A 24378-nucleotide genomic window follows, 5' to 3' on the forward strand; every position below is an offset into this window, starting at 1 on the left:
GGAAAATGTCATGAAAAAAAATCTCTCTTACAAAGACGACAAGTCCGATAAATTCTGGACCATCGAAGTTTCCGGAAAATCCTTCACAGTAACTTACGGCAAAACCGGAACGAGCGGACAAACGCAAACAAAAACTTTCGGCAGTGAAGAAGAATGTCTGAAGGAAGCGAAGAAGCTACTCTCGGAAAAATTAAAAAAAGGTTATGTAGAAGAAATAGGCGACCTTGCTACTACGAAATCCGCTGCCACGAACACGGAAAAAAAGAATAGCGAGCCTAAGGCAGATTACATCAAAGAATGGGAAGAAATCGCCAATTCAAAGGATCTTCAGGACTCCTTAACAAAACATTTCTCCTATCTGGCCGATTCTCCCGGATTCGAGCCCGTAGTGCGTAAAGTTTTCGAACATGCGAAGGCGGCAAAAGTAAACGGCAAAACATTGATCGTAGAATTCAAAAACGGAAAGACTCTTAAGGTCGCATCTCCCGGCGATCCGAATTCCTTTAAAAAATTTCCAAAATCATTTCTAAAACTGATCGAAAAACACGCCACGTTAAAAACCGATCGGTTAGAACTGGGAAAATGTTACTTTGATTTCGATATCTTCGACGAAGGCGATCGGGTCTATGAAATTTTCGACGGTAAGGAAAGCAATGTGCTATGTCCGCTGCATTATCAGGATAACTCGGATTGGATCTATCACCCGACTGAAAAAAACAAGGAGGGAGAACCCGCAATTTTTCCGGTGATCCACGAACTGGAAGACGAAATCAATCCAGTATATTATAATATAGGCGCGCTCTTTCTACAACAACTCGCCGATGAATTTGAAATCGAGGTAGAAATACCGGTCATAGAACGCCCGGCGGACCCTTCCGCGGACGCAAAGGCCGGTTGGTGGAAGAACCTCAGCGACGCTTGGAAACAAGCCCTGCGCGACCAATTCGAAAATAAAGAAAAAGAACCGACATTCGAAAAAATATTAACTTTGGAAAGACTCAACTTAAACGGGACTGCGATCTCCGATCTTAAACCTTTGGAAACGCTGCTGGTCGAAAAGAAATTTAAACTCGAGATCATCCGTCTGAACGACACTTCCGTTTCCGATCTTTCGATTTTGGCTACGGCGGGGAAAAAACTTTTTAGCGTCGATATCAGCGGAACGCCGGTAAAAGACGTTTCGATGCTGAAAGAAATCAGTTTCCTAACCGCCGATAGATGCGCCGACCTGGATTTTACTTCTTTAGCGAAATTAAAAAAGTTAAGGGAGTTATCTCTGCGCGATACGAAATTGAACGACCTCGAATTTCTCCACAATTTTACCGAACTCGAACAACTGAATATCAACGGAACTCCCGTCACCGACGAGCAAATCCAGAAATTTCATGTACGTTTTAAAAAGGATCGATTGGAGAAGAACAAGACGGTTTCCTACGGACGCGATCCGTTAAAGTTGGACATCCATCCCGAAATCAAAGACCCGTTACTGCGAACCCTTGCAGACAACAGCGACTATAAACCCGAGCTGGCGATTGAGGCTGGAGAAAAACTTTTGGCACAAAGGGCGGAACGAAAAGATATCAAACAAGTCCTCAAAGACATGATCTCCATTTGCGACAAACAATGGCGCAAGTATCTCTATATTAAAACCTCCGAAGGTGAAAAAAAATACGAGTTCTTCAAGCAAAGTGAAAAGCGATTCCAGTATATTCTCGAAACGGGGGATTTTACCAGTCCCGTATCGATCGTCGTCGTTGCCGACCCAATCGCCGAGATAGTCGCTTTGATTCCTTTTATCTACGAAAATAAGAAAAAATACAAAGCCTTCTGCACCATCGAGGACGATTCGTTTTACCACGTCGGCGCCATTCAGAAGATCATCTCCAATACCAAATACCACGACGTGACAATTGCCCAAGTCGAAGAGGCTGTGAAAAAATCGGACTATGTCGAGTATAAAGTCAACGAAAAAGGAGAAATGTATATCAAGGTTAAAAAATAAGACCGATTAGGATCGATATACGAGTGAAGCTATTTTGAGAATCGTTTATCGATCCGAGGAAAATGAATCGAACGAGGCACCGAATTCGACAAATATTTATAAAATTTTAATATAAAGATAAAATAATAAATTAAAACCCAATCCAATGAAACACCGCCTAACGTACAAAGACGACAAGTCCGATAAATTTTGGAACATCGAAGTTTCCGGAAAATCCTTCACCGTGACTTACGGTAAAACCGGAACGAACGGACAAACTCAAACCAAAACGTTTGAAAGCGAAGAAACCTGCGTCAAAGAAGCACGCAAACTTCTCGGGGAAAAATTAAAAAAAGGTTATCAGGAAGGAAACGATACGAACAAAACCGATATTTCGAAAACGGAAGAAAAAACAAAATCCACTTCTCAAAAAGTACTAAAAAAAGCGGAAGACGAAATAAAGCCGTCATCGCAAAAATCGAAAGATGGGGTCAAACAATCCTTTCAAGATCCGGAAGTTGCAGATGACAATGAGATTCTAAAACAAAACCCGAACACAAAAACGAAAGTTACGGGAAAAAATTCGGAAGCTCAAGTACAAAACGCAGAAGCCGAAATATCCGAACCTCAAGATAAAATCAGTCTCCATTACCAAGGCGACGGCAGCGACAAGGTTTATCACGTGAACATCGACGAAGAAGAAAACGGTTACGTCGTAAATTTCGCTTTCGGTAGGCGAGGCAGCACGCTTCAAACCGGAACAAAAACTTCAAAACCCGTCTCTTACGAAGCCGCGCAAAAAATTATGAGTCAATTAGTAAATTCCAAAATGGCAAAAGGATACACGGAAGGAGAATCCGGAACTCCTTATCTGAACACGAGCAAAGAAGAACGAATCAGCGGAATTCATTGTCAACTGCTCAATCCCATCGACGCGGAAGAGCTTTCCGTTTATCTTGAAAACGATCAATACGGGGCTCAAGAGAAACTCGATGGCAATCGTATGATGATCCGTAAGATCGGCGACTCGGTGGAAGGAATCAATCGTAAGGGATTGATCATCGCCATTTCGGAAATCATACACGATCAGGCTCTTGATTTTCAGGAAGATTTTATTCTAGACGGAGAAACGATCGGCGATGTCTTTTATCCTTTCGATATCTTTTCGAAAGACGGGAAAGAGATTCAACATCTACCGTATATAGAACGTTATGCGCTTTTACAAACTATTTTAAGGAGCCGGACTCGGGAGAACGGAATATTTCGCCTTGTGGAGTTGGTCACTTCTACAAAAAACAAAACGGCTCTACTCGAAGAATTACGCGAAAAACAAAAAGAAGGCATCGTATTCAAAGATTTGAACGCACCTTACAAGGCCGGTAGACCCGCGAGCAAAGGAACTCAGATCAAATTCAAATTTTACGAAACGGCCACCGTAAACGTAGAAACCGTAAATCTCAAACGTAGCGTGAGTATGCGACTTTACGACGGCGACTCGTGGATTTCCGTCGGCAACGTAACAATTCCGCCTAACGCAGAAATACCTAATGAAAACGATATCATCGAAGTGCGTTATTTGTACGCGTATCGCGGCGGTTCCTTGTATCAGCCGACGTATCTAGGAATTCGTACCGACGCGGACGAGAGCGATTGCGACTTAAAGCAGCTTAAATATAAAAACGTTTAATTAAACAACGATGCAAAATCTCACTGAAAACATCCATTCGACGATCGCAAACGAGTTGGCTCGTTATTTTTATCACCACTTGCTCGCGGAACTTATAAAACCCGAACAACTACAAACGAAGGTCGGTTACGACGGCAAGACCTCGGAGGAAACAAACCGCGAAATTCTCGCGCGAGTTTTGCGCGAATTCCCCGGCGTTGAAAATTCGACGGAACCGCCGTTCAACCTCGTCCGCGAATGGGCAAAACGCAATCGTTTTGCGTTTCATTACGACGAATAATTATTCGACCGTTATAACCGTCTTTATATCGAACGATTGCTTGCGTTACGCGACAACTCCGAAGAAAGTACGAGGCGTTTTCAGGAAGCCACGCTCGACAACTTTAAACAATTCGACTATACGCAGGCTGGATTTTCGATTTCATTTCTCATACGCGTAGAAAACAATATGCGGGAGATGATGCGCGAAATCATGTTAACGATTCCGAATATGGATTCCAAAGCCGGTTGGGGAATTCTTTTTGAACAAAGTAAAAACTATCAGGAAACAGTAAACGAGGTTTTTGAAAAAAGGCTCCAGGATGCGAGAGACGAATCGGATCGTCTGTTGCATAATATTCTACCGACAACGATCGTAACGGAACTCAAACAAAAACAAAAAGTCGCGCCGGTGCACATAACGTCTGCGACCGTACTCTTCACCGATTTCAAAGGTTTTACGCAGATTTCCGAACAAATGCCTCCTCGGGAACTTGTCGAAAATCTCGATGAATGTTTTTCCATCTTTGATCAGATCTGTGCGGAACACGGCCTCGAGAAAATCAAGACGATCGGCGACAGTTTTATGTGCGCCGGAGGAATTCCGGAAACGAATCATACTCACGTTTACGATACGGCCTTGGCCGCGCTCAAAATGCGCGATGCGATTCATCGATTGAAAACGAAACGGGAACAAAAAGGATTCGCCTACTGGGATGTCAGAATCGGATTTCATACGGGCCCCGTAGTAGCCGGAGTGATCGGTAAAAACAAATTCAGCTACGATATCTGGGGAGATGCGGTAAACACCGCGAGCAGAATGGAATCCTCGGGCGAACCGGGTAAGATCAACGTTTCGGCGGCAAGTTACGAATTACTAAGACCTCTATTTCGACTAACGTCTCGCGGCCGTGTAGCCGCGAAAAACAAAGGTGAGATTGCCATGTATTTTCTCGAAGGTCTAAAACCGAGATTTGGAACGCACTATCTATACAACGAGGAATTCAAGGATATTTATCGCCGACTTCAAACCGGCGCAAAAATCGTTATGAATTCCGATCTTTGATTTTTTGTATATCCGATCGAGTTTTGCGAAACCTAGGATCAAATAAAAAATATTCGTAAAACTTGAAATCCGATCTCTTAAAATGCGGGAACTCCCGTAAATTCCGAAATCTTAGGGCCGAACGCAAGCGCGGCGCATAAAAGGCTACGGAACATTCGATTGGGCGAATCCGGCCCTTGGCTTTGCCAAGGGCCGGACCGCGCTTTCTGCTCCGATCAACAAATTGATGGTTTGCTCGAAAAACGCAATTCTTCCGTCATTCCAATTTGTTGATCCCGCGACAATCGCTTTCGCATTCGTTATACCGAACTCACGTAACTTAGAAGAAAAAAATTATAGAACTTTTTCTCCTTGTCGTAACATTCTTTCCGACAAATTCTACACTTGGACGTTGGGGGTGGGGCTAAAGATTAGCCTCTGAGAGAGTCCCCGGAACCTGATCAGGATAAAGCCTGCGTAGGAAAACGGACCAATAGAATTTTTTCATTCAAATTTTTGAATATAACTCCGTATTTGTTTTAGAAAGAATTTCTGGCGAACTCCTGTTTTTGGTGTTTTTCCTCGGCTTTCGTTCCGACTCTCCGATCCGACGCCGGGAGAACATATGGAGCCTGCTCAAGAATTTCAAATTCCGCTGAAAACGATTCGTCTTACGGACGGTACCGAATACCGATCCTATCATACCGAAGGCGCCCTTTCGGATAAATCACCGTCGGATTATAAGAACGGGATTTTTCCTTTTCGAAAAGAATGGATTCGAAAACGGCTGGAACGCGGAGACGTAAATCATTCTCAGATGTATTATGCTAAGAACGGAATCGTCACCGAAGAGATGCGTTATGCGGCCGTTCGGGAGAATATGAATCCCGAATTTGTTCGTTCCGAGATCGCTTGCGGTCGAGCGATTCTACCTTCCAATCGAAACCATCCCGAACTCGAACCGATGCTTATCGGAAGAAATTTTCTCGTAAAAATTAATGCGAATATAGGCAACTCCGCTCTCGGCTCCTCGATCGAAGAAGAAGTCGAAAAGTTACATTGGGCCGTAAAATGGGGAGCCGATACGGTCATGGATCTTTCGACCGGAAAGAACATCCACGAAACGAGGGAGTGGATTTTGAGAAATTCTCCCGTTCCGATCGGAACCGTTCCCATTTATCAAGCTCTCGAAAAGGTGAAGGGTAAAGCAGAAAATTTGAATATTCAAGTTTTCTTAGAGACCCTGGAAGAACAGGCGGAACAGGGAGTGGATTATTTTACGATTCATGCGGGAGTTCTATTGCGTTATATTCCATGGACCACAAATCGTGTCACCGGAATCGTTTCCAGAGGAGGATCGATTTTAGCGAAATGGTGCCTTGCTCATCACAAGGAAAATTTTTTATACACACATTTCGACGAAATCCTCAAAGTGATGAAAAAATACGGAGTTTCCTTTTCCCTTGGCGACGGCCTTCGTCCCGGTTCGATCGCTGACGCAAACGATAAGGCTCAGTTCGGAGAATTGGAAACCCTGGGAGAATTGACGCGACTTGCCTGGAAGGAAGACATTCAAGTTATGATCGAAGGTCCGGGACACGTTCCTATGAATCTTATCAAGGAAAACGTGGACCTTCAGATGAAACTCTGTCAAGAAGCCCCGTTCTACACGTTAGGCCCTCTTGTCACGGATATCGCTCCCGGTTACGATCACATCACTTCGGCGATCGGTGCGGCGATGATCGGATGGTTCGGAACGGCTATGCTCTGTTATGTGACTCCGAAAGAACACCTCGGACTTCCGGATAAGGAAGACGTCAAACAAGGAGTGATCGCATATAAAATCGCGGCCCATGCCGCCGATTTGGCAAAGGGTCATCCCGGTGCGATCGAAAGGGACAATCTATTAAGCAAGGCTCGTTTTGAGTTCCGTTGGGAGGATCAATTCGCTCTTTCCTTGGATCCGGAAACGGCAAGGTCCTTTCATGACGAAACGCTTCCCCAAGACGGAATGAAAACCGCGCATTTTTGTTCCATGTGCGGACCTCATTTCTGTTCGATGAACCTGACTCAGGAATTACGAAAGTTTGGGGAAGAAAAAGGAATATCGGATCAAGGACCGTCGCTGACGCAACGTACATAACTTTGAGTGCTTAATGCGGTGGTATTGATCGCCGCATTCGTAAAATTCACCCTAAAAATCTGCGAGGCCGGTATGGAATTGCTCGTATTGTATTGAGAAGTATTAGGAGTATTCGGAAAAGCGGTTGAATCGATTTTTGCACCGTTAGACGAATTGGTAAAATCCAATAAACTTCTCAGTTCGTGCACATTGGGAAGTCTCCAGGTGCGCCCCGCTAAATTCAAATTTCTGCATGTATATAAAGCCGAAATGAAATTATGGGAAGTGACGGCACCCGAAGCACACTGTGGAGAAGCGGGCGACCAAGTTTGCCCAACGGAACATTTTTGCCAAACCAAAGTTGTGCGATCGTCCCTTACGGTTCCATTGTTCAAATCCGAAAAGGTTCGATCGGGCATAACACCGCCGGACACACAACGAACATCCACATTTCCCCAGGACTTGGGTACCAAAGGATTCAATCCGGCCGCGAAATTAAAAGTCCAAGCCTCGGTCACATTGGAAGCGTTCGTCGTGTTCGACCAAAGCGTGCCGCTTCCGTTCGGAAACTCGGCAAGATCGATATACGCTCCGCTCGGGGTTTTATGCGTACTGAGAGTCATTAACTCTTCGATTTCCGGAAGTCTCCAGCCCTGTATTCCGGCATAACCCAACCCAACATTCATCTGATTCAAATCATTGCAATAAGTCACAGCCATCGAATGAGTATAAGCGTAAGTAGGCAAAGAACAAGAACTACTATTTCCGGTGGCCGAGCAATACTTCCAGATCAAACCGGTTTGCCGATCGATCGTTACCGGCTGAGGAGTGTAACCGGGCATCACAACATTGGATTGAAAAGCTGCCGGAACTCCGGTTGAATAATCCGCATCCTGACCCGGATCGTCGGAGCAAAAGGAAAAATAACAATTGGTCTGTCCCGCATCCGTTAGACGAAATATACGAACAACCTGGACGGTGTAATCCTGAACGCTATCATCGCTTGCGGTAACTCTGTATGTCAGCGGAGAAGAAAAATCATTCACGGTCTGTCCGCTTCTTTGAACGACTCCGTTTACTTCGACCTTTACTCCGGTACTAACAAAAGCCGCTTTCAAACGACGAATTGCCCCGAACGGAACTTGAACCGTAATCTCCGATCCTGAAATTTCTCCGACAAAGTCGGTCGTAAAAAAATTGTCGACGGCTTGAAACCGAAAGGAAGTGATTTCTTTCGGTTTTTCCGGTACTTCCGGGGTATTATCCTGGTTCTGGTTATTGAGTAGGAATGCCTCTACTCCTCCTTGGAAAAGAAGCCCTGCCGCGGAAGAAGTATCGATGCTGATTCTATCGGCTTGAGAACAAAATGCAAAGAACGATGTTGCGGTGAACATCCAAAAGAAGCCGAAAATTCGATTCATAAAAGAGGTCATGTTTCCTTTACTATAGAAACTATAATTGGTTTTACAAAATAAGTCCTATCAAGTTATAAGCTAATCAATGAAAGATTCGGAATTCGTTCTCACTTTTTTTTGGGAGTTTTAAAGAGCGCTTTCCAAAAGGAAGCTTTCGGTCCGTTTTAAAACGGGATTTTTATTGTATACACGGAGAAGATATGGCACGGTTTGAAAACGTTACGGTCATTAAAAAAGCAAATGTTTATTACGACGGAAAGGTAACGAGTAGAAGCATTCTGTTTGCGGACGGTAGTAAAAAAACGCTCGGGATATTGATGCCGGGTCAATACGACTTTGGAACGGATGAAAAAGAAATCATGGAAATTTTAGACGGAGACCTTTTGGTCAAACTTCCGGGCCAGGAGATTTGGAAAGAAATCAAAGGCGGCCAATCTTTTGAAGTCCCCGCAAAATCCAGATTTCAAATGGATGTGAAAAAGATCAGCGATTATTGCTGCTCTTACGTGGATTGATCCGTTACAAAACAGGGTTTTGGAAGAAGAAGGATCAAAAATGCACGTTTCAAGTAGCGAGTGGTTAGATTTTAGGACTTTACACAATAAAACGCAAGTGTTCCGACAAGAATGAAGCTTTTTACTTGCAAAAAGTATGATTTTCTGATATGTGGAAGTTTCCGGAATTTCCTCCAATCTCTTCAAAAAAGCGCACGTTTCGCTTTTCGTTCCAATCTTTTTCGAGCGGATTTTAATTCTGCGTCGGCAATCGACAAGGTCCATTCCGGAAAATGTCTCGCTAAAAAATACTGAAGCCAGGAATCCCAGGTCGCATATCCTAAAAATTTCTTCTTAGGCAACCAATTCATAAATGCGATCACCACCTTTTCGACGGAGTGGACCGCATTGATCGCCGACCCCATTTCGATTTCTTTTACAAGCTCGGGTTTATCCTGATTTTCTTTTTTTAATCCGGGAGTATCCGTGGTCGGAGGAAGAAAAACTTTCACTCGAACTCCGTGAATCATCATTTCCTGCCGTAACGCTTGTGCAAAACCGGTAATCGCAAATTTACTCGCGGAGTAAGCTCCGTAGCCGTAAATGGAAAACGTCGCGAGCATGGAAGAAACAAGCACGATATCTCCGGAACCTTGTCGGACGAAATGATCCTGAAAGGCCAAAATCAAGTTAACGTGTCCGAAAAAATTCACGTCCATCAGCCGACGAAAGTCCAATTCGCTCAGATCCCCGACCCTTCCTACTTTCGCATAACCGCTGTTACAGATGAGTAGATCCAGTCCTCCTAAAACTCCGAGGGCTTTTTTTGCGGCCTTTTCGGTTTGTTCCACTTCGGAAACGTCCGCAACCGCAAAATCGAAGACCGCGGCTTTGGAGCCGATCCCGCGCAATTCGGCTACGGTCGTTTTCAACGTTTTTTTGTTTCTGGCCGAGACGACCACGCTCGCTCCCTGTTTTGCGAACTGGACGGCGAGTCCCTTACCGATTCCGGCGGAACCGCCGGAAATAAATACTTTTTTACCTTCAAATCGCGTATGATTCGATTTCATATTCGACGTTTTCCCTTCCTTTTAAAACGACTTTCGAAACGATTCACCGAATTCCAGATATTTTAATATTTTTGAATATTCAAAACCTATTTTTTAATTTTGTATCCCGTTTTAAAAATCAACCAAACCAAACTCAGGCAAATCGTGAGGAACACAAAGACCATCGAAAGGCTTACTCCCACGCTTACGTCCGCAATCTCGTAAAAACTCCAACGAAATCCGCTCACTAGATAAAGAACCGGATTAAAAAGAGTCACCTTTTGCCAAAAAGGAGGAAGCATCTTCGCCGAATAAAAACTTCCGCCCAAAAATACGAGAGGAGTGATGATGAGCAAGGGAATGATCTGCAACTTCTCAAAACTTTCGGCCCAGATCCCGATGATAAATCCGAACAAGCTGAAAGAGATCGAAGTTAAAACGAGAAACAGAACCATCACAAACGGATGTGCGATCTTTACGGGAACGAACAAGGAAGCCGTGGCGAGCATGATCGCTCCGAGGATCACCGATTTTGTCGCGGCTGCGCCCACAAAACCGATCACGATTTCGATCATAGAAATCGGGGCCGCAAGAATTTCATAAATCGTTCCCGTAAACTTAGGAAAATAAATCCCAAAGGAAGAGTTGGAAATACTTTCCGTCAACAAGGACAACATGATAAGACCCGGAACGATAAAGGAACCGTAACCGACCCCGTCCACTTCCTGAATTCTGGAACCGATCGCCGAACCGAATACGACGAAGTATAAGGAAGTGGAAATGACGGGAGAAGCGATACTCTGAAAAAGAGTTCTCCAAGTTCTGGACATTTCGAAGATATAGATGGATTTGATCGCGTGTAGATTCATTGTGATACCAATTGAACGAATATTTCTTCCAACGAGCTTTGATTCGTATTCAAATCTTTGAATTCGATTTTGGCTTTTTTAAGATCCTGTAAAAGCGACGATATTCCGGTTTGTTTCCCGTGAGAATCGTACGTATATAAAAGTTGTTTCCCGTTGCCTACGATTTCGAGTCCTTTCGTTTTTAAGGTTGCCGGAATTTTTTTCAGAGTTTGATTCAGATCGATCAACAATCGTTTTTTACCGAGTTTCTGCATGAGTTCCTTTTTATCCTCCACGAGGATCAACTCACCCTTGTTCATCACTCCGATTCGATCCGCAATTTCCTCGGCCTCCTCGATGTAGTGAGTGGTGAGAATGATGGTCACTCCGCTTTCCCTGAGATTACGAACGATGTTCCACATATCCTTTCTGAGTTCTACGTCCACTCCCGCGGTCGGTTCGTCCAAAAAGAGAATCCTAGGTTCGTGTGAAAGCGCCTTTGCGATCAAAACGCGCCGTTTCATTCCGCCCGAAAGCGTAAGAATCATCTGATCTTTTTTATCCCAAAGGGAAAGCGATTTTAAAAGTCGTTCAATATAATCGGGGTTAGGCGATTTCCCGTATAAACCTCTGGTAAAACTCACGGTAGTCCATACGGATTCGAACGCGTGTACGCTCAGTTCCTGCGGTACGAGCCCGATCTGGGATCTCGTAAAACGATAATCTTTGAGAATGTCTTTTCCGGAAACATACACCGAACCTTCGCTCGGATTTACGATTCCGCAAATGACGGAGATCAAAGTCGTTTTGCCCGCCCCGTTCGGACCTAGGAGGGCGATGATTTCTCCGTCCTGAATTTCCAGAGAAACGTTTTTCAACGCTTGAAAACCGTTCGAGTAAAATTTAGAAAGATTGTTTACGGAGACAATGGACGACTTCGTTTTCGGTTTCATGTTCTTCCTTACGTTTTAATTTCGTAAAATCGATTGGGGTAGAATGCCTAAATCCCTTTTTTAGCACAGCATTATTTCATTTTTTGAAAGTAGATTTGTAACCGATTTTCGTTATATTCTAAAACCGGTGTCTCTTTTCCGGAAATTTGAGATTCCGATTTCCCATGTCTCCGGATTGCCCGCGAGGATCACTTGATTTCTGGCCCTTGTGATTCCGGTGTAAAGAATTTGACGATTGAGCAATCTTCCGGATCTTTCGTCTTCCAGCGAGGAGGGACGGTCGGGAATGTACATTAAAATTGTATCATATTCCGATCCCTGACTTTTATGAACGCTCATTACGAACGCGGGTTCGTGTTCTGGAAGCGTGTCTAACGCGAACGGAAACAGCTTCCCTTCGATCGGAAAAACGGCCCTGAGTTCTCCGGTGGATTCCGTTCTTAAAACGATTCCGATATCTCCGTTAAAAAGTTTTCTGCTTTTGTCGTTTTGTGCGATTAAAATCGGAAGCCCCGTAAAGTAGAGCCCTTTGGAAAGCCTTTTTGCATAAAAGTTAGCGTCTTGACTTTTTTTACGAAAAAGATTCTGCGCGGCCAGGCTCATGATTTTTGTCTGAATCGCCTCCACACCCCAGTAACCCCTTCTAAAAATCGTAAGACAACGAAATCGTTTCAGTTCTTCCTGAAATTTTTGAACGAATCCCGGTTCGTTCAAATCGTAGGAATCTTGAATCCTCCAAGTTCCGATTCTGGAAATCTGAGGATAAAAAACCTCTCTCCAGAGTTTTTCGATCACCTCGTCCCTCGAACAATAATCCGACTTCGTACTTGCAGGATTTTGCAACCATACCACTTCGCTTTCATACTCAGAATTTTCTCCGATCGTAACCGTTCTGGAAAAGGAATCGTCGATCTTAGTTCCGAGATTTAGGTTTTCGGGAGAATATCCGAGAATCTCTTCGGCTAGAGTTACGATCTTGGAAACGTTTCCTTTCGCGTTCGGTTTCTGGCGATTACTCTCTTCGAGTCTGGATACGAAGTTCGCCTTTTTCAATTCGAGTACGGATAAAAAGTCGCTTAACACCGCGCCTTTTTCCACCGAGGGAAGTTGATGCGGATCACCGATCAGTATCAATCGAAACGGAATCTTATCTTCGTTTTTTTGCGGATTGCGGGGAATCGCGTTCCATAAGGAAAGCATCAGATTCAAATCGACCATAGAAACCTCGTCCACTACGATCAATCGATGCGGAAGATATCTTTCCCGGTTGTAATAAAATCCGCCTAACGACTGTTTGTAGGAAAGAAGTCCGTGGATGGTTTGTCCGCGAGCCTCCTGTGTTTCGGAAATTCTTTTTAGATTTTCTTGAATCGATTCCGTCAGTCTCTGCGCGGCCCTTCCGGTCGGGGCGACGAGCGCGATTTCCTCGGGAGGCGGAAGCTGCCCTAGTTCATTCAAGATTTCTAATAGAAACGCTACAACGGTCGTTTTTCCGGTTCCCGGGCCTCCGCTGACGATCTGAAAGGAGGAATTGAGGCAGGAAAGGATCGCTTTTGTCTGCGCTTTTTTCAGAGGAAAACTTTTCGATTCCAGGTTTTTTAGAATTTCCCCGGCGCGGCGCAAATCTACGTTAGGCGGAATTTCGTTTTTAATCCTTTCCTTGAGAAAACTTTCCAGATCGGTTTTGGATCGATATGTTTTTTCGAAATAAACCCATTCTTCGTTTTCGAATTTATCCACGATCAAACCGGGGGGTTTTGTTTTTAGGAGGTTTTTCCACTCCGTTTTTACGGGAACGCATAAACTCCCCTCTTCCATCGCGTTCCAAATCGAATTCAAAATCTCTAATAAATAATTCGAGTCCTCCTCGGAAATTTTTTTCGAATCTTTTTTTCCGGATACGGACTCCCCCAAATCCAAAATGTCGGTCCTAAGTTTTTCGATAAAACTGGAAAACGACGACTCCGTCAAAGGTCTTCCTCCCGTCGAAATTCGGTCAATTCCCGAACGGTTTTACGGATCGTTTCCATTCTTTCCGAACTCCAATGAAAGTCCGAATAAATTCCGGAATTGTCCCCGCGTTTCATTCCCCTTAGAAAAAAGTAATACACTCCGCCGATTTTTTGAAGAGCCTCCTTCGGATCGAACAAACTCATTAGATATTCGTAAAGTATCATCGCGTAAATATCCCTTTGAAGATCGTACCGACTCTCCGTATTTTCCACGTTTCGTTTTAACGAAAACGGCGAATAATCTTCGAGCAGATTGGATTTGTAATCCGCAAGATAAAACTTGTCCTCGATCTGAAAAACCAAATCGATGGAACCTCTTAAAAAATTTCCGGAACTTTTTTTTGCCGCATCCAAATTCAAATGAAAGTCCATCTCCGAAATTCTATTTTCCTTGGGAAGATCCGCAAGTTTGAACAAACTCCCGTCCCCTAAAGGAATACTTGCGTTTAGGGAATTCCAGAGAATTTCTCCGGCCCTTTTTCGAATCGTTTCCTTTTCAAAAGGAGAGTTCGTTTTAGAAAGTCGAAAGCGGTTCAAATGAAAATCCATTCTGGAAAGAACTTTTCCGTTCGCCAAAACCTCCCGCGGGGTTTTCGTTTTAAAAAAAGAAAAATCCAACTCTTCCAAAAGCGCGTGTAAAAAAGAACCGGTCGCGGCGGACGAAGGAAGAACGTCTTCGATTTCCGAGTCTTCGTCCTCTTCCGATCGGAACGGTTTTTTTTCCTCCATAGCGGAAAGAGGAACGTTAACGTTCGCCCCCGTTTTCAAAGAAGAATAACTGTACAAACGAATCGTTTTGAAAATCTCCGACTCGCGATGAAGCAGAGGCGTTAGGTGAACTTCCCGATCTCGTTTGAAATTTCGTACATCCGGATCGGTTTGATCGAAAGGAACGGGGGTCCAGGTTACGGAGTGAAACAAATTCGGGTCCGGTTCGTTTTCGAGAATGTGTTGAAGCCGGGGATAAAGAATTTTATAATATGCGGAATCCCTTGTTTTTTTGTGGTTCGTAGGAACGTAAAAGGGGAGATAAAGCCTGGCCTTGGGACGGGTGATTCCCACATACAAAAGCCTCTTGCTTTCGTTCAAGGATTGATAAGAATATTCTTCTTTACTAATTTTCCTTTCCGCTTCGTCGTCCCAAAGACTCAACTTCCAGGATCTTTTTCCTTCTTTTTCCGCAAAGGGATAGTCGTAAATCTCCGGAACGAAATTGCCGGAAAGATGGAACAAAAAAACGACGGGCCATTCCAAACCCTTGGACGCGTGTAACGTAAGAATTTGAACCGCGTCTTTTTCGGTTTCTTTTTCGAATAAGGGAAGTTCCGACTCGTTTTTGGAGTTGGTCTGAAGTATTTTCAATTCTTCTAATATTTCTTCCAAATCGGCTTGATTGGCGATTTGGAACTGCAACAATCTACGAAAGATCTGTCTGTAATTCGTTCTTTTTCTTTCCCATTCGATGTCCGTTTCGTCTTCGGTTAGAAAAATCCTGCTGTCTTCTTCGACGGAACGGAACAACTCGGCGAATTTACGATCGATCGCGAGGGTTTTCCATCGATCCAAGGTCGTTTTTTCGTAAGAGTCGATCGAGTGTTCGTCGAACGCGGGCAGGCGATTCGGATGAATTTGAAAAAGATCTCCCAATAAAAGTTTTCGATAGGAGGAGGGTTTGTTCGGATCTAAAAGACATTCGAATATATTGGAAATCTGATATGATTCGGGGGATTGATAAATCCCTTCCTGTTTATAAAACGAACAAGGTATTCCCCTGAGTTTTAAGGATTGTTCCGCGAGTTTTCCTTCGGCCTTACTTTTTACGAGAATCGCGATTTCCTTAAAACTCAATTTCCTTTCGACAAAACGCCGAGCGGCTTCGTATTCTTCGGCAACTTGATACGAAAACGGATCGTGGTCGTTCGTAAGTTTTAAGATTTCCTCCGCGATGAATTGTCCCCAGGCGTTTCTTGCGTCGTCCGTTTTCCAAGTGTCCCTTCCGGCAAAACGTACGATTTGAATCGGGCCTTGTTTGTGTATGTCGCTTAACAAAATCTTCGCGTCTTTTTCGGGAGCGAAAACTTCCGAGTATTCGATCGGAGTCGACTCGAAACCCCGTTCTACGATCGGAAAAAAACTTCGTTCCCCCGTTTTACCTCCAAAGATTTCGTTATAAGCGCGGATCAATTCGGGAACGGATCTATAATTGACGTTCAACGAAATTTCTTCCGCATCTTGTTTTTTTAATTCTTGCTTAGCTTGGAGATAGGTTCCGATATCCGCTCCTCTAAATCCGTAGATCGATTGTTTCGGATCTCCGATGAGATAAAGGGCTCTCGATTCCCCTTCGCCGCTCGGCTCCAAAAAAAGTCGAGAGAAAATTTCGTATTGAACGCCGTCCGTATCCTGAAACTCGTCCAAGATTCCGACTCTGTATCTGCCCTGAAGAACCTTGCGAAGACGGGGGTTTCCGAGGGAATCCCTCGTTTTCAAAATCATTTGATCGTAACTCATCCATTCGGAGGTCTTAAATTCCCGTTCGACCGCCTCAACCGCGATCAATGCGGTTTTTTGAATGAACGTTTCCGCGCTCATGGGAGTCGTTTCGTTGGAATACGGATATTTTTTTCCGCTCAAAAGTTTGGAACCCGCGACAAGTATATTCTCTTTTTTTGATATATATTCGGATGCGGAAAGGAACGTTTCCAGTTCTTTCGGGTCCGCCCAAGAATTCCATTCCTCGTGTTGAAGTCGATACAGGGCCTCGTTCAGTCTTTCTTTCGAATCCGTAAGAATCCAGTCGGACGGAGTTTCCGTTTCCACCGGATATTCCTGCAAAATCATATTACAAAAACCGTGTATGGTTGAAATCGTAACCTGATCGAGCTCCCTCGCCTCTTTGGTAAGATCGGAAGCGATCAGTTTTTTTCTAAGTCGTTCTTTGAGTTCGCCCGCGGCCTTTTCGGTGTAGGTAAGAATCAAAATCCGAGTCAAGGGGATCTTGTGTTCCAAGATCAAGTCGCCCACGATCTCCATAATCGTGTATGTTTTTCCGGTTCCCGCGGACGCTTCGATAAAACCGGATTTCAATTTATAAGGGCGACTAACGTTCATAGATCCTTCTTCCAATCCAAGAGAGGTTTGTAGAAGTTTCTGGCCCACTCGATCCTGGATTGTAGGATCAAGTCCGGAGTTTTAGGATAGAGCTTTACCAAAGAAGGCAATCCTTCCTTGACGCCGCTCAATTCTTCCTTGAGAAAACGGATCCACGCGGTTTCATCCTCGAACTTAGAAACGTCGTCCGGCTCCTGCGTTTTGCCTCCGCCTTGAATGTGTTTTACGTAATAATTGAGAAAGGCCCTTCGAGGAAAAAAGACGGGGTCTTCCTTCAGATAGTCCATTAGAATTTTTGCAAGGTATTCGATTCCGACCGAAGCGCTTTCGATTTGATATTCGAGCGGGAAAGTGTTTTTCTTTTTGGATTCTTCGGAAGGACGGGGTTTAAAGGAATAAATCTTAAAATTCTCGTTCGCGGAAGCGAAGGCGACTCCGGTTAAAAAAGGGAAACTCATCACCTTCCAATAATCCTTGTAACCGAAATAATCTTCTTCGGGTTTTTCCTCCAAACTTTTCGAAAACAACCAATATAAGTTCCCGTCCTTTTCGATGACGTGTTCCCATTCCCCTTTGATGGAAAAGCGGCCCGATTCCAAAGGAATCTTGAGTTCCGGCATTTTCTTGCAGATAAAATCCGGTAGGCCCGTGTCTCCCAAACTCAAGTAAGGATAATACGTTCCTCCTTGAAACAGAGGTTTCCATTCTCGAAGATGTTCGCTCGTCGTTACGAGATATTGAACGAGATCGGCTTCTTGAATTCTTCCGAATACCGACATCGGAAATTTCGCCGAGGACTTTTCCATTTCCAAAATCGGAGAAAGCGTTTCGGAAATTTTTTCGCGGCCCCAGCTCCAAGTTTCCTTGGATACCAGATCCGGGATCATCAAAGCATGCACTTTTTTTAATATGGACGTTTCCGCGATCGCGTCCAACTCGAAGGGTTCCCTTTCGTTCTCCCGTATTTCCTCCTCTTCTAGATACATTCCGAGTTTTCTTTTGAGATATGCGTCCAACGGATCGCTTAAAAATCGAGAGAGTTCCTTAACGTCTATCCCCGATTGGGGAGGCGCCGAACTTACTTTCGCAAGCTCGTCCGGATTTTGAAAACGACGGAGAATCGTATGGTCCTTCCGATTTCCGTTGACCCAAACTCTGGCAAAATCGTAACTCACAAGTCCCTGTTTTAATTCTTCCGGAGTATGTTCGTATTTCATACTATACGAATGTAACGGAAGTTTGACCGCCTCCTCGACCCGCAGGGATTCCATAATTTCGAAAAGATGGGAACAGGGTTCGAATGTTTTATCTTCCTGAAGATTTTTACCGACGTAACTTAACGTAAGCGATTCTTGCGCGGAGTGAACCGTTTCCCATAAAAGGGATTCTTGGATTTCTCTCCGGGAAATATCCCATTCTTCCCGGAAATCGTTTCTTAAGTTGAGTCGGGAACGATCGTTGGAGCCTGGAAATTTTCCCTCTCCAAGTCCCAAGATATAAATATGTTTGAAAGGAATCGGCCGCATAGGTTGCAAAAGAGAAATCGTAACTCCTCCCGTAAGATAGGCGCCTTTGCGGTACGGAATCCGATCGAAAGTTTGTTCCGTAATGAATTTTAAAAGCGCGATTCCTTCTTCCTTATTTTGCAAACTGATACCTTCCCATTCGAAAAGGGATTCCAGCCAATCTTGAAAAAGTTTTCCTTCCTGTTCGTATTCATCCGAAAATTCAAAAAGTTCTTCCAGAGAAGTTCGAACCGTCTCGAGATAATCGGAAGTCCAACGGATCGTTTTACCCTCGAAAAAAGAAAGAATCTCGTTTTTCGCCTTGAGAACGGCCTCCCAAAAATCGGTGAGATCCGAGGAACTCGCGTCCGATTCCAGCGGGACCCGCGCGATCTTGTATTTTGTCCATGCCGTTTCCGCGGATAAAATCGAGGAAAGACGGATTCTTTTCAGTCCATTAGAAATTTGGAATATATCTTTTTCCCTTCCGGTTTCTTCGTATCGAACCCCCGACGTTTCGATCAATTTCTCCAGATCCGATACGGAATGAATCCGAACTTTTCTCCGCAAAAGGGGGTTTCTGAGAAGTTTAAGCAGACCGTTTTTATCGATGGAATTCCGGGAACAAATCTCCCAGAAGTTCATCAAACCTCGATAGAGTAAAGAGGCTTCGTTGGCCTTGATATCGGTCAAGGAATAAGGGATTTTTTTTCGAACGGGACTTGCGTCCGCTTGAGTTTGCAGAAGAATTCCTCCGTCAAACACCCATTCGACGGCGGGACGATAAACCTTCATATCCGTAACGAGAATCGCAAAATCCAGATAAGTCGATTTATGATCCTGATTCATCTTATAAAGGATATCGTTTGCGACCGACTCCGTCTCCCGATAGACGGAAGGGGCGTTCCAGAATCGAACCGAAACGTCTTGTGCAAGTTCATCCGCGTTAGGCGCGCTTTCGTCTCCTTTGAGGATATTCCTAAGAACTGCGAGTTTTTTGGGATACGTGCGGGAACTTTCCGTGTTTTTGAAAACGGTTCCGGAAATCGAAGCCGTCCTCGACGCGATATGAATCTGAGGATTGGACCATCTTTGAGGACCTTCCGCGTTATTCGTCTTTGGAACGACACCCGTATAAAATTGATAGAGATAGATCGGAAGTCTGTCTTTTTCGGAAAGGGATTCCAAAATTCCGAGATACGTATCGGCGAGATTGGACAAACAAAAAAGATGCAAAGAAGGAAAATTACGAGGGGACTGTTTTTTATTCTTCCGCGTTTCTTTCAAAAAAAATTGAACGAGGGTATTCGGTTCTTTGGAATTCAAAAAAACTTTTTGATACAATTCCTTTTGAAAACGATAATACTCGTCCTCTTTGGGAAACGGAGTCGGTCGATGAGAGATCATCGGAACGTCGATTCCTTTTTCTTTTGCCCAACTCCAAATCCAAGAAGATCGGTTCAATTCGTAATCTTTATAAAGTCCGGCCAACTTTGCGCTCAGGGAAAAAGCGCGGGAAATACTGCCTAAGTAGGAGCGTAAGAATTTTGTTTCTTCCGCGTTTGCGTTTTCAATCAGAAAGGTAAGAATTTTTCTTTGAGTCGCCTCCTGACTCGGGAAGGCGCGCCTGAACGGATCGTAATCCAAATCCGCTCTGAGATGAAAGTATTCTTCAAGAGCTTTTTCGAGATAAAGAAATCGAAGATTTGCTGAAAGTCCGGATATCTTCGATAGATTCAGATTCAACCAGAGTTTCATGTTCGCGCTCGGAACCACGATCACGGGCGCGTGTAAGGGAAATTTTTTTCTTTCTTCGAGAATATTACGAGAGAGTTCCGCGGCTATGTCGTCGAGCGATAGACTTGTGATATGTGTGATCGACAAACGATTTCTCTCCGGTCCCGAAATACGAGCATTCCAAAAATTCGACGTCGTGGCAAGTAATTACATTTTCTCTTGCTCTGAGCGATCCGAAGTAAATTCTAATCGTAATGCCTTCTCTGAGTCAGCTCAAAACCCTTTTCGGAATTTCCTCTTTTCGAACTTCTCAAGAGAGGATCATTTCCGAAGTTCTTTCCGGAAAGAATTGTCTCGTCGTCATGCCGACCGGAATGGGAAAGTCGATTTGTTATCAACTGCCCGCTCTGGCTCTGGACGGTTTAACCGTCGTCATTTCTCCTTTGATCGCGCTCATGCAGGATCAGGTTTCAAAACTGAAAAACCTCGGAATCGACGCGGGATATATCAACTCTTCCCTTTCCAAACAGGACAGACTTCTTAGTTACGAAAATTTAAGGAGGGGCAAATATAAAATCGTGTATGTTTCTCCGGAACGATTTCGTAAGAAAGAGTTCATCGATTCTCTTCAAAGCAGAAAAATTTCCCTTCTTGCGATCGACGAGGCGCATTGTATCAGTCAGTGGGGACACGACTTCCGGCCTGATTATACCAAGATTGCCGAGTTTCGGGAAATTTTAGGCAAACCGGCTACGATCGCGTTAACCGCAACCGCGACGCTCGAAATTCAAAAGGACATCGTCCTTCAAATGGGTCTGCAGGAATCGGAGATCGAAATTTATAACGAAGGAATCTGTAGGCCCAACCTGTTTTTGGACGTTCGGACCTTCGTAGACGAACCTTCCAAATCGGAAGCGATTCTGGAACTTTTGAAGGAACAAAAGAAAAGCGCGATCGTTTACTTCAATCTGATTCAAAGTTTGGAAAAGTTCGGCGAGAAACTGGACATTCAAAAAATTCCGCATCGTATCTATCACGGACGTTTGTCCCCGGATCAAAGAAAGAAGGTTCAAAATCAATTCTTAAAATCGGAGGATACGATCCTGCTTGCTACGAACGCTTTCGGAATGGGGGTCGATAAACCGAACATACGAACGATCATTCACGCGGAACTTCCTTCTTCCCTGGAAGGTTATTATCAGGAAATCGGAAGAGCCGGAAGGGACGGAGCCGCATCCGATTGTCATGTGTTTTACAATCAGGACGATCTCACCGTGTTGATGGATTTTATAGAATGGCAAAATCCGGACGCGGTTTTTATCGCGCGCGCGTATCAAACGATGGAACAACTCGGAGAAAAACTATCTTCGATCGAATACGACGAATTACAATCCAGGATCGTCCATAAAAATCGGGGGGATCATAGACTTCAAACCGTTCTCAATTTGTTTGAAAGACACGGAGTTACTTCGGGAGAATTGGAAAAAAATTCCCTGAAGTTGAGATCGTCGCTACCGGACGCGCTTCGTTCCGTCGAACTTTTGGAACGAAAAAAGAAAACCAGTCTGAAACGTTTGTATCAAATGCTCCTTTATTTGAAGTCGGAAAAATGCAGAAGAGAATTCGTGTATGAATATTTCGACGCGAAATTTACGGGATGCGGGAACTGCGACGTGTGCGTACTAGGGGTCAGTGGTTAGGAATCAGAGGTTAGGGTTAGGAGTCAGATCTCAGGGTTTGAGGACTTTACAAGTTAATTTACAGAATAAGGAAATTATACTTTATTAAAGTCTAAATGCTCTATTATGAAAATGCAACTGAAACCTGATTTCTATTCACTGATCCCTAATCAGGGGCGTGCCCCGGCGCTTTGCGCCGGGTCGCGCTCTTCGTTTCAATCTGCAACGCACCATTTCAAACTTTTCGTATATTCCGGTTTCTGCATTTAACTCATGGCGCGTTGCAGGATTTTCACTACGATCGCTCACGCATTGGTTATACCGAACTTACGTTAAATATCATAAAATCCGTTGTTCGAGCTCCGCGACGTTACTCGCGGGAAGTTTACAGGAAAAATTCTCGCAAACATAAACGAGCGCGTTTCCTCCGCTGTCCCGTAAATCGAACAAAGTGGAAAATTTTCTGGCTTCTTCCAACTCATCCTCGTTCAAAACGGCGAGGACCGAGTTAGGCAGAAACTTGGATTGAATCCAAGCGAGAAGATCCTTACCCGCGTCCGCATTTTTACGAATCAAAACGATTTCTTGGGAATGATGTTTGTAAGCCCAATACGCCGAAAGCAGATACGGATAACTGAGAGCATAAGAAGATAACTCTTTTGTAAAATATAAAAAGATCGATTCGGCGATTTCACGGTATCGATCCGCATTCACACCGAGCGCGGATAACTTCACCAAAGAATAGGCGAGAGAACTGTTCGCGGAAGGTTCCACGCCGTCGTAACCGTCCACGCTCCTCCGCAAGAGAACCTCTCCGTCCGTTCCGGCGTCAAAAAAAACACCCGCGGGAGAGCGAAACAAACGGACGGCTTCTTCCATCCAAAGAACCGCGTTTTTGAGGTAACGAATTCCCCTCCCCGCTTCGAACAAGGCGACGGAAGACGCGATCATCTCCGCGTAATCATTCGAATATCCTAATATTCCGGACTCGGCGTCCCTAAATCTGCGCAGGATCCTACCGTTCGGATCGATCAGATTTTTTTCGAGAAAAGAATACGTTTCTTCCGCGAGTTTCAAAAAATCCTCCCTTTGAAACGCGGTACCGGCTTTTGCGAGCGCCTTGATATATAGCCCGTTCCAAGAGGTCAAAATTTTATCGTCTCGGAGGGGACGGATTCTTTTACTTCTTCTTTCCAGAAGTTTGGTCCTGCCTCTTGAGAGAGTTTCGTCGATCCGTTTCAATTCTTCTTCGGAAAATTTCGAACCGCCGAAACTTTCGTGCAGAATATTTTTCCCTTCGAAGTTGCCCTCTTCCGTCACGTTCCAAAATTTTTCCAAAACGGGAGAATCTTCTCCGCAAACTTCCCGAAACTCTTTTAGATCCCAGATATAAAAAAGACCTTCTTCCCCTTCGGAATCGGCGTCTTCCGCGCTGCAAATTCCTCCGCCGGAAATTCTCATGTCCCGATGCAGATAGGAAATGACGTCGAGCGCAAAGGACTCGGCGGGAATTTTTTTAGAAATCCGGGAACATTCCACGAGAGTTTCCAAAAAGAGAGAATTATCATAGAGCATCTTTTCAAAATGAGGGACCAACCAATGATGATCCGTGGAATAACGGCAAAGTCCTCCGCCAACCTGATCGTAAATTCCTCCTTGTTTCATCGCGAGAAGCGTATTTTCCACCATCTCCAGAGCCCTTGGATTTCCGGAAGAACGGTGATATCGGAGCAAAAACGATAACCCCATACTCGGAGGAAACTTATTGACGTGATTTGTCTTGAATCCCCCGAATTGAGCGTCATAATAACTTTCGTAGAGGGAAAATCCGGAATCAAAACAATTCTCCGGAGGAAAATCCGCTTCCTGTTTTTCACCGGCCCGGCCCTCGCCGGAACTCTTTAAATACTGCGAAAGTTCCGAGGACGCGGCGATCAATTCCGAACGTTTTTCATTCCAAACTTTCTGAATGACATTCAAAACTTTTAAAAAACTCTTTCTACCGTATTTGGGTTCGGGCGGAAAATACGTTCCACCGGTGATCGGTTTCCCGTCCGGAGTCAAAAAGATATTGAGCGGCCAGCCGCCCTGCTGATCCATTGCGTGTAACGCATCCATATAGATCCGATCTATGTCCGGTCTTTCTTCCCGATCCACTTTAATCGATATAAAATGAGCGTTGAGATAATCCGCGACCCTTTTGTTCTCAAAGGATTCCCTTTCCATAACGTGACACCAATGACAGGTTGCATAACCGACGGATAAAAAAATGAGTTTGTCTTGATCTTTTGCCTTGGTTAAGGCCTCCTCACCCCACGGAAACCAATCGACCGGATTATAGGCGTGTTGTTGTAGATAAGGACTTTTCTCTTTTGAGAGGCGGTTCGGGTTACGATGACTGAATTGCATTGAATTGTTCTCTTTTAGACTCATAAAATCCATTTTTCGATTTCTAAAAAACTTCCTACATTCAACCATGTCC

13 protein-coding genes, 1 pseudogene and 1 riboswitch are annotated in these 24378 nt (G+C 44.4%); of the genes and pseudogenes, 6 read left to right on the forward strand and 8 right to left on the reverse strand.

The window, feature by feature from the left end:
* The first annotated feature begins 10 nt into the window (after positions 1-10).
* The 4 genes and pseudogenes from LEP1GSC194_RS05455 to thiC all read left to right on the forward strand — a co-directional run bounded on the left by LEP1GSC194_RS05455 (position 11) and on the right by thiC (position 7114).
* Complete coding sequence (locus LEP1GSC194_RS05455; protein ID WP_020772672.1) at positions 11-2002, forward strand: WGR domain-containing protein; 1992 nt, start codon at positions 11-13, stop codon at positions 2000-2002.
* A 145-nt stretch (positions 2003-2147) separates the two neighbouring features.
* Positions 2148-3668, forward strand: a complete 1521-nt coding sequence (locus LEP1GSC194_RS05460) for a WGR domain-containing protein (protein ID WP_020772675.1) — start codon at positions 2148-2150, stop codon at positions 3666-3668.
* Positions 3669-3678: 10 nt separating this feature from the next.
* A pseudogene (locus tag LEP1GSC194_RS05465) lies at positions 3679-4992 on the forward strand (adenylate/guanylate cyclase domain-containing protein).
* Positions 4993-5375: 383 nt separating this feature from the next.
* A riboswitch (TPP riboswitch) is annotated at positions 5376-5472 on the forward strand.
* A gap of 124 nt (positions 5473-5596) precedes the next feature.
* Positions 5597-7114: a phosphomethylpyrimidine synthase ThiC gene (gene thiC, locus LEP1GSC194_RS05470; RefSeq protein ID WP_020772682.1), complete on the forward strand. Its 1518-nt coding sequence runs from the start codon at positions 5597-5599 to the stop codon at positions 7112-7114.
* On the opposite strand, the gene LEP1GSC194_RS05475 is transcribed toward thiC, so the two are convergent.
* On the reverse strand, positions 7084-8514 hold the full coding sequence (locus LEP1GSC194_RS05475; RefSeq protein ID WP_020772668.1) for an Lcl C-terminal domain-containing protein: 1431 nt from the start codon (positions 8512-8514) through the stop codon (positions 7084-7086). The two genes, thiC and LEP1GSC194_RS05475, sit on opposite strands and share 31 nt — an antisense overlap.
* Before the next feature lie 194 nt (positions 8515-8708).
* Between LEP1GSC194_RS05475 and ppnP the strand changes: the two genes are divergently transcribed.
* Positions 8709-9023: a pyrimidine/purine nucleoside phosphorylase gene (ppnP, locus tag LEP1GSC194_RS05480; protein ID WP_020772696.1), complete on the forward strand. Its 315-nt coding sequence runs from the start codon at positions 8709-8711 to the stop codon at positions 9021-9023.
* A 182-nt stretch (positions 9024-9205) separates the two neighbouring features.
* Here the strand turns inward: ppnP and LEP1GSC194_RS05485 are convergent, their stop codons facing one another.
* From LEP1GSC194_RS05485 to LEP1GSC194_RS05510, 6 genes are all read right to left on the reverse strand, one after another.
* Positions 9206-10072, reverse strand: coding sequence for an SDR family NAD(P)-dependent oxidoreductase (locus tag LEP1GSC194_RS05485; RefSeq protein ID WP_020772660.1), 867 nt, complete (start codon positions 10070-10072; stop codon positions 9206-9208).
* Between the two features lie 86 nt (positions 10073-10158).
* Entirely contained in the window at positions 10159-10920 is a 762-nt protein-coding gene (locus LEP1GSC194_RS05490; protein WP_020772693.1) for an ABC transporter permease, read from the reverse strand.
* Positions 10917-11852, reverse strand: coding sequence for an ABC transporter ATP-binding protein (locus LEP1GSC194_RS05495; protein WP_020772697.1), 936 nt, complete (start codon positions 11850-11852; stop codon positions 10917-10919). Before LEP1GSC194_RS05495 ends, LEP1GSC194_RS05490 begins: the two co-directional genes overlap by 4 nt.
* Before the next feature lie 111 nt (positions 11853-11963).
* Positions 11964-13823 carry an exodeoxyribonuclease V subunit alpha gene (gene recD, locus LEP1GSC194_RS05500; protein WP_020772687.1) on the reverse strand — a complete coding sequence of 620 codons (1860 nt, stop codon included), beginning with the start codon at positions 13821-13823 and terminating at the stop codon, positions 11964-11966.
* Positions 13820-16975 (reverse strand): UvrD-helicase domain-containing protein, encoded by a 3156-nt coding sequence (locus LEP1GSC194_RS05505; RefSeq protein WP_020772670.1) that lies wholly within the window; start codon positions 16973-16975, stop codon positions 13820-13822. The genes recD and LEP1GSC194_RS05505 overlap by 4 nt, the downstream gene beginning before the upstream one ends.
* On the reverse strand, positions 16972-20364 hold the full coding sequence (locus LEP1GSC194_RS05510; protein ID WP_020772689.1) for an exodeoxyribonuclease V subunit gamma: 3393 nt from the start codon (positions 20362-20364) through the stop codon (positions 16972-16974). Before LEP1GSC194_RS05510 ends, LEP1GSC194_RS05505 begins: the two co-directional genes overlap by 4 nt.
* Positions 20365-20471: 107 nt before the next feature.
* On the opposite strand from LEP1GSC194_RS05510, the gene LEP1GSC194_RS05515 reads away from it, so the two are divergent.
* Complete coding sequence (locus LEP1GSC194_RS05515; protein WP_020772658.1) at positions 20472-21917, forward strand: RecQ family ATP-dependent DNA helicase; 1446 nt, start codon at positions 20472-20474, stop codon at positions 21915-21917.
* 318 nt (positions 21918-22235) lie between these two features.
* Here the strand turns inward: LEP1GSC194_RS05515 and LEP1GSC194_RS05520 are convergent, their stop codons facing one another.
* Positions 22236-24374, reverse strand: a complete 2139-nt coding sequence (locus LEP1GSC194_RS05520) for a thioredoxin domain-containing protein (RefSeq protein WP_020772680.1) — start codon at positions 24372-24374, stop codon at positions 22236-22238.
* Positions 24375-24378 lie beyond the last annotated feature (4 nt).

This window comes from Leptospira alstonii serovar Sichuan str. 79601 (assembly GCF_000347175.1).
In the GTDB taxonomy this organism is placed as follows: domain Bacteria; phylum Spirochaetota; class Leptospiria; order Leptospirales; family Leptospiraceae; genus Leptospira; species Leptospira alstonii.